Annotated in this window: 6 protein-coding genes; 3 read left to right on the forward strand and 3 right to left on the reverse strand. The window is 75.0% G+C overall.

The genetic code is table 11. The features are described 5' to 3' along the window. Window positions 1–22: 22 nt before the first annotated feature. The gene (locus tag ACE3Q3_RS22600) at window positions 23–955 is read right to left on the reverse strand and encodes a histone deacetylase family protein (protein ID WP_374449820.1); all 933 of its coding nucleotides are present in this window, start codon (window positions 953–955) and stop codon (window positions 23–25) included. After that, a complete protein-coding gene (speB, locus tag ACE3Q3_RS22605; RefSeq protein WP_374449822.1) occupies window positions 952–1,944 on the reverse strand; it encodes an agmatinase in 993 nt (330 codons plus the stop codon). The genes ACE3Q3_RS22600 and speB overlap by 4 nt, the downstream gene beginning before the upstream one ends. Window positions 1,945–1,999: 55 nt before the next feature. Here speB and ACE3Q3_RS22610 point away from each other — a divergent pair, with 55 nt between their 5' ends. From ACE3Q3_RS22610 to ACE3Q3_RS22620, 3 genes are read left to right on the forward strand one after another with little or no spacing between them, the layout of a single operon-like run. Beyond that, window positions 2,000–3,610 (forward strand): AAA family ATPase, encoded by a 1,611-nt coding sequence (locus tag ACE3Q3_RS22610; protein ID WP_374449823.1) that lies wholly within the window; start codon window positions 2,000–2,002, stop codon window positions 3,608–3,610. A 35-nt stretch (window positions 3,611–3,645) separates the two neighbouring features. Beyond that, window positions 3,646–4,524 carry a universal stress protein gene (locus ACE3Q3_RS22615; protein ID WP_374449825.1) on the forward strand — a complete coding sequence of 293 codons (879 nt, stop codon included), beginning with the start codon at window positions 3,646–3,648 and terminating at the stop codon, window positions 4,522–4,524. A 9-nt stretch (window positions 4,525–4,533) separates the two neighbouring features. After that, window positions 4,534–4,908, forward strand: coding sequence for a hypothetical protein (locus ACE3Q3_RS22620; protein ID WP_374449828.1), 375 nt, complete (start codon window positions 4,534–4,536; stop codon window positions 4,906–4,908). 33 nt (window positions 4,909–4,941) lie between these two features. On the opposite strand, the gene ACE3Q3_RS22625 is transcribed toward ACE3Q3_RS22620, so the two are convergent. Then, window positions 4,942–5,325: a VOC family protein gene (locus tag ACE3Q3_RS22625; RefSeq protein WP_374449830.1), complete on the reverse strand. Its 384-nt coding sequence runs from the start codon at window positions 5,323–5,325 to the stop codon at window positions 4,942–4,944. Between the last annotated feature and the right edge of the window lie 109 nt (window positions 5,326–5,434).

The raw sequence follows: 5,434 nt of genomic DNA on the forward strand, positions 1-5,434 counted from the left end.
GCCCCATTGCCGCAGGGACCCCTCATCCGGCCGCCATCAGCCGCTCGACATGCACCGCCGACGAGCTCGCCAGCGCCTCCAGGTCGTAGCCGCCTTCCAGTACCGAGACGACGCGGCCGGCGCAGTGGCGGGCGGCGAGCCCGGTCAGCTTGTCGGTGACCCAGGCATAGTCCTCCTCGAAGAGGTTGAGGGCGGCGAGCGGGTCGCGGCTGTGGGCGTCGAAGCCGGCGGAGATGAAGACGAAGTCGGGGCGGAACTCCTCCAGCGCCGGCAGCACGAACTCGGCGACGGCGAAGCGGAAATCGGCCGAGCCGGCATTGGCCGCGAGCGGCGCGTTGACGACGTTGCCGGCGGCTCCCCGCTCGTCGCGGGCGCCGGTGCCGGGATAGAGCGGCCACTGGTGGGTCGAGGCATAGAAGAGCCGGGCGTCGGCGGCGAACATCGCCTGGGTGCCGTTGCCGTGATGGACGTCGAAATCGATCACCGCCACCCGCTCGCAGCCGTGGACGAGGTGGGCGCGGAGCGCGCCGACGGCGACGTTGTTGAAGAGGCAGAAGCCCATCGCCCGGTCGGGCTCGGCATGGTGTCCGGGCGGCCGCACGGCGCAGAAGGCGTTGACCGCCTCGCCCGCCATCACCGCGTCGACGGCCGCGGTGACCGCGCCCGCCGCCCGGAGCGCCGCCGCGCGGGAGCCGGGGGAGACGACGGTGTCGGGGTCGAGGTTGCGCAGCCCGGCGACCGGGATCGCAGCCAGGACGGCGTCGACATGCGCCCGGGGATGGACCCGCAGCAGGTCGGCCATGTCGACCTCCGGCGCCTCGCGGCGGTCGAGGGCGGCGAAGGCCGGCCCGTCCAGGGCGTCGAGCACCGCCTGGAGGCGCGCCGGCCGCTCCGGATGGTAGGGGCCGGTGTCGTGGGCGAGGCAGGCCGGGTGGGTGTAGAGCAGGGTGGTCATGCCGCGGCTCCGCCGCGGCGCCGGGCGACGGCGTCGGCCAGCACGCACAGGATCTCGAACATCATGGTGGCGCCGACGAGCGCGGTGTTGCCGCTGGGGTCGAAGGGCGGCGAGACCTCGACGACGTCGCCGCCGACGAGGTCGAGCCCCTGCAGGCCGCGCAGCATCCGCTGCGCCTCGTGGGTCGAGAAGCCGCCGACCTCGGGCGTGCCGGTGCCGGGGGCATAGACCGGGTCGAGCCCGTCGACGTCGAAGCTGACATAGGTCGGCCCGTCGCCGACGACGCGCCGGGCTTCGGCGATCACGGCGGCGACGCCGAGGTCGAAATACTCCTCGATGCCGATGACGCGGATGCCCTGCGCCAGCGCCCAGTCCATGTCGTCGGCATTGTAGAGCGAGCCGCGGATGCCGATCTGCACCGTCCGCCTGGGGTCGAGCAGTCCCTCCTCGACGGCGCGCCGGAAGGGCGTGCCGTGGGTGAACTTGTGGCCGCCGAAATAGGTGTCCCAGGTGTCGGAGTGGGCGTCGAAATGGACCATGCCGACCGGCCGTCCGCGCGCGATCGCGCGCATGATCGGCAGGGTGACGAGATGGTCGCCGCCGGCCGAGAGCGGGATCGCGCCGGCGGCATGGACGCGGGCGAAGAAGCGCTCGACCCGCGCCAGCGTGTCGGTGAGGTCGGCCGGGTTGACCGGCACGTCGCCATGGTCGCCGACCCGCGCCAGCCGGTAGGGCTGGATGCCGCTCACCGGGTGGATCTTGCGCATCATGGAGGACATGTTGCGGATTTCCCGGGGTCCGTGGCGGGCGCCCGGGCGGTTGGTGGTGCCGCCGTCCCACGGCACCCCGACCAGCGCGATGTCGAGCTTCGCGGCGTCGCGCTCGACCGGCAGGCGCATGAAGGTCGGGATGTCGGCGAAGCGCGGCATGACCGTGCCTTCGACCGGCTGGGGAAAGGTGTCGCGGGCGGGCGTGCCGGGGTCGGCCATGCGTCTCGGGCTCGTGGTAAGGTCGGAGCGGACGGGTTCAGGGTACGGGGTGGCGATGGCGGGCGCAAACGCCGAAGCGGGCGAGACGGTCCCGCCGGGGGAGGAGGGGCAGCGTGCGGTCCGCGCCATGCTGGCCGACCCCGCGACCCATGACGGCGCCGCGGTCCGCCAGGTCCGCACCCATGCCGCCATCGTCTTCCTCGCCGGCGACCGCGCGTGGAAGCTGAAGCGCGCGGTGCGCTTCCCCTATCTCGACTTCTCGACGGTCGAGCGGCGCCGGATCGCCTGCGAGGCGGAGATCCGCCTGAACCGCCGCACCGCCCCCGAGATCTACGAGCGCGTGGTGCCGGTGACCCGCGGCCCCGACGGCCGGCCGCGGCTCGGCGGCGAGGGGCCCGCCGTCGACTGGCTGGTCGCCATGCGCCGCTTCGACGAGACCCTGGTGCTCGACCGGCTGGCGGACGCCGGGCGCATCGACCTGGCGACGATCGAGGCCCTGGCCGACCATGTGGCGGCCTTCCACGCGGCGGCCGAGCGCCGCCCCGACCGCGGCGGGCTCGAGGCCATGCGCTTCGTCGTCGACACCAATGCCGAGGCACTGGCCGACGCCGCGGCCGTGCTCGACCAGGAGCGGTCCCACGCCCTCACGGCGGCCACCCGCGCGGCGCTCGAAGCGGTCGCGCCGCTGCTCGAGCGGCGGCGGCGCGAGGGCTTCGTCCGGCTCGGCCACGGCGACCTCCATCTCGGCAACATCTGCCTCGTCGACGGCCGGCCGCGCCTCTTCGACGCGCTCGAGTTCGACCTGCGGCTGACCTGCCTCGACACCGTCTACGACATCGCCTTCCTGGTCATGGACCTCCTGGCGCGCGGTCTCGTCCGCGCCGCCAACCGCTTCGTCGAGCGCTATGTCGAGCGCACGGGTGACGTTGCCGGCCTCGCCCTGCTGCCGCTCTGCCTGTCGATGCGGGCGGCGATCCGCGCCCATGTCTCGGTCGCGATCGCCGCCGGCGCCGCCGATCCCGGCGAGCATGCGCGGGCGGCGCGCCGCTATCTCGACCTCGCGCATTCGCTGCTGGCGGTCCGGCCGCCGCGGCTGGTCGCCGTGGGCGGCCTCTCCGGCTCCGGCAAGTCGACGGTGGCGCGTGCGCTCGCCCCCTGGATCGGTGCCCCGCCGGGGGCGCTGGTGCTGCGCAGCGACGTCGTGCGCAAGCGCCTGCTCGGCCTCGACCCGGCCGAGCGGGCGGGGACGGACGCCTACCGGCCGGAGGTCTCCGACCAGGTCTACGCGGCGCTGCGGCGCGAGGCGGCGGTGGTGCTGGCGGCCGGCCGGACCGTCGTCGTCGACGCCGTCCATGCCCGGCCGGAGGAGCGGGATGCCCTCCAGGCGGTGGCGCAGCGGCTCGGCGTGCCGTTCCACGGCATCTGGCTGGACGCGCCGGAGCCGACGCTCGTCGCCCGCGTCGAGGCGCGCCGCGGCGACGTCTCGGACGCGACGGCGGCGGTCGTCCGCCACCAGCTCGGCTACCAGCTGGGCCCGCTCGCCTGGCGCCGGGTCGCCACCGGCGCGGGCTTCGCGGCCGTCGCCGGCGCCGTCGCGGCGGCGCTGGCGCTCGACGATGCGGCGGCGGTTGACATGGCTCAATGCCATGGTGCCTCTGGCACCTAGCATCGACGGCGCCGAGCGGCGGCTGGAGGAAGACGATGGCGATCCGAACGATTCTCGTACCGATGAGCGGCGGTGCCAGCGGCGACACCGCGCTCGACGCCGCAATCGTCGTCGGCCGGCGGGCGGGCGCCCATGTCGAGGCGCTGCACGTCGCCCCCGATCCGCGCGACGCCGTGCCGATGGTGGGCGACGGCGCCAGCGCCTCGATGATCCAGCAGCTGATCGAGGCGGCGGCGCACGACGCCGAGCGTCGGGCGGAGCGCGCCCGCGCCGCCTTCGACGTCCGCGTCGAGGCGGGCGCGCTGCTGCGCATGGACCAGCCCCCGCCGCCCGACGCCGCGACCCGGGCCCTCACCCTCGGCTGGCGGCATACCGTCGGCCGCGAGGACGAGGTGGTGGCGAGCCGCGGCCGTCTCTTCGACCTGATCGTGGTCGGCCGGCCGGGCGACGACGCCGACATCGCGCCCGAGACGACGCTGGAGGCGGCCCTGATGGAGAGCGGCCGGCCGGTCCTGGTCTCGCCCCCGGTCCTGCCCTCGACGCTCGCGACCCGGGTGGCGATCGCCTGGAACGGCAGCACCGCCGCCGCCCGCGCCGTCGCCTCGTCCGGCCCGTTCCTGGCCAAGGCGCAGTCGGTGCTGATCCTCGAAGGCGACGGCGCCGCCGCCGACGGCGCCTCGGCCGAGGAACTGGCGGCCATGCTGGCCTGGCGCGGCCTCGCGCCGACGATCCGGCGCTTCCGGTCGGACGAGGCCGGGATCGGCCCGGCGCTGCTCGACGCCGCGGCCGCGGAAGCGGCCGATCTCCTGGTGATGGGCGGCTACGGACACAACCGACTGCGCGAGATGATCTTCGGCGGCGCCACCATCGACGCCATGTTCGCCTCGAACCTGCCCCTGCTCATGACCCATTGAGGAGCCGAGATGCTGCGACGAATCCGCCTGGAACTGGCCCGCACCAAGGAGTTTCCCGAGGGCAGCCACGCCCACGGCTACGAGTTCGTGGCACCGCTGACGGCCGACGGCCATCTCGACGTCGAGGCGTGGCGGGCGAACCGGCAGGTCTGCACCGTGCATCGCTTCTGGAGGGGCGAGGACGACCAGACCGGCCAGCTGGTGCGCACCCGCGGCGAGCGCTGGGCCTTCTCCTATGCCCCCGGCACCGAGGACGACGAGCCGATCCACCGGCTGGAGGACCACCGCTTCGTCGAGGGCGAGTACGTCTCGATCCGCGAGGCCGACGGCGAGGTGCGGCCGTTCGTGGTGGTGCAGGTCCGGCGGTCCCCCGGGCTCGGCTGACGCCCCCCGGGCTCGGCTGACGCCGGGCGCCGGCTACCGCCCGCCGGCCGGCGGCCGCTCGACCAGTTCGACCCGGTTGCCGCCGGGATCGCGCACGAAGATCCGGCGCACGCCCGCGACCGGCCGTCGGTCGGGCAGGGGCTCGGCCCCGGCCGCCGCCAGCGCCGCCGCGGCTTGGTCGAGGTCGGCGACGGCGAAGGCGACGTGCCGCCGGCTCTCGCCCGTGCCGGCCTCGGCGCGGAGATGGAGTTCGGCCGCGCCGACGCGATACCAGGCACCGGGCTCCGGCTGCTCGCGCGCCGGCTGCGGGATTTCGGCCAGCCCCAGGGTCCGGCCGTAGAAGTGCTGCGCGTCGGCCATGCGCTCGGCCGGCACGGTGACCTGGACATGGTCGATCGCGATCACGCCGGCGCTCATCGGAGGGCCTCCGCCGCCACGGGCGCCCGGCGGACCGGGCGCCCGCGATCGCTCAGGCGACCTTGGCCAGGCCCTGGCCGGCGAGCCAGGACTCGGTGTCCGAGAGTGC

This window comes from Allostella sp. (assembly GCF_041913585.1).
In the GTDB taxonomy this organism is placed as follows: Bacteria; Pseudomonadota; Alphaproteobacteria; order ATCC43930; family Allostellaceae; genus Allostella.

Coding starts and splice junctions, on each gene's coding strand:
- ACE3Q3_RS22600 (WP_374449820.1), bottom strand. CDS start 955: ATGACCACCCTGCTCTACACCCACCCGGCCTGCCTCGCCCACGACACC.
- ACE3Q3_RS22610 (WP_374449823.1), top strand. CDS start 2,000: ATGGCGGGCGCAAACGCCGAAGCGGGCGAGACGGTCCCGCCGGGGGAG.
- ACE3Q3_RS22625 (WP_374449830.1), bottom strand. CDS start 5,325: ATGAGCGCCGGCGTGATCGCGATCGACCATGTCCAGGTCACCGTGCCG.
- ACE3Q3_RS22615 (WP_374449825.1), top strand. CDS start 3,646: ATGGCGATCCGAACGATTCTCGTACCGATGAGCGGCGGTGCCAGCGGC.
- speB (WP_374449822.1), bottom strand. CDS start 1,944: ATGGCCGACCCCGGCACGCCCGCCCGCGACACCTTTCCCCAGCCGGTC.
- ACE3Q3_RS22620 (WP_374449828.1), top strand. CDS start 4,534: ATGCTGCGACGAATCCGCCTGGAACTGGCCCGCACCAAGGAGTTTCCC.